Consider the following 1,286-nt stretch of genomic DNA (forward strand, 5'->3'; position numbering starts at 1 on the left):
AACGTGGTTCCGTTAATTAGACCACTCAATTCAGTTTTATAAGTGATAAATCCGCTCTAAATATTTAAATTATGCTGCCATTACTTTTAGTAAATGTTGATCATAAAATTCATTCGGTGTTGCCTTATTCAAACTTGAATGAGGACGTATCTTGTTATAAAAATCCAAATATTCAGCAATTGATTGTTTCGCTTGTTTAACCGTATCGTAAGCCTTCAAATAAACTTCCTCATGCTTCACGCTGCGCCATAAACGCTCAATCATCACATTATCCATCCATCGTCCTTTCCCATCCATACTGATACGGATATTTCGCAATTTTAACTCATTCAAAAATGCCTCGCTTGTGAATTGACTGCCTTGGTCTGTATTGAACACCTCAGGACAACCATATTTTACAATTGCTTCTTGCAACGCATCTATGCAAAAGTCTGTTTCCATACTGATCGATACTCGATGAGCCAGTACTTTACGACTATGCCAATCTATAATTGCACATAGATAGACAAAGCCTTTAGCCATAGGAATGTACGTTATATCTGTACACCAGACTTGATTAGAGTGATCGATGACCATGTTTTTCAACAGATATGGGAAAATACGGTGTGCAAGATTAGGCTTACTGGTATTGGGTTTTGGATACAAGGCATGTATTCCCATCAAGCGCATTAAACGTCGGACTTTACGCCGACCTATTTGATGTCCTTGACGCTGTAGCATATCTCGTATCATTCGACTGCCCATAAATGGGTGGTCGAGATGAATTTCATCGATCAGACGCATCAAACTCCAATCAGTTGATGAAATCTCTTTGGGCTTGTAATACAACGTACTGCGATTGATTTGGATCAATTGCGATTGTTGTCGTACCGAAAGTTGATGGGTCTTATCGATCATTTTTTGCCGCTCAGCTGCCCTATTTTTCTGAGCGCACCTTCTAAAAAATCAATTTGCAATGCCTGATGTCCTATCTTGGCATGTAGAGCTTTGAGGTCAATCTCAGGTTCTTGTTGTGCTGTTGGTCGTGAAAAAATATTGACTGATTGTTCAAGCAGTTGATTTTTGCAATCAATGATTTGGTTTTGATGTAAATCGAATTGAGTAGAAAGTTCAGCGAGTGTGTAGTCGCCTTTAATTGCTGCGAGAGCAACTTTAACTTTAAACTCTGCTGAATGATTACGACGTTTTCTTCGTGTCATGGTTGACTCCAAAACAAGCATTTCCCATGCTTATTGGGGAGTAGATTATCACTTATAGGCGTGGTCTAAAATCCTAGAACCACATCA

Annotated in this window: 1 protein-coding gene; it reads right to left on the reverse strand. The window is 39.0% G+C overall.

Annotated elements, in window-relative coordinates; translation table 11 throughout:
* Window positions 1-69: 69 nt before the first annotated feature.
* Window positions 70-1,199, reverse strand: a protein-coding gene (locus tag EXE29_RS17210) for an IS3 family transposase (RefSeq protein WP_117007537.1) whose coding sequence is annotated in 2 segments (ribosomal slippage) — window positions 70-947 and window positions 947-1,199 — 1,131 coding nt in all. Because the reading frame shifts where the segments join, the coding sequence is not laid out codon by codon here.
* Window positions 1,200-1,286 lie beyond the last annotated feature (87 nt).

Source organism: Acinetobacter sp. WCHAc060006 (assembly GCF_004209135.1).
Taxonomy (GTDB): Bacteria; Pseudomonadota; Gammaproteobacteria; order Pseudomonadales; family Moraxellaceae; genus Acinetobacter; species Acinetobacter cumulans.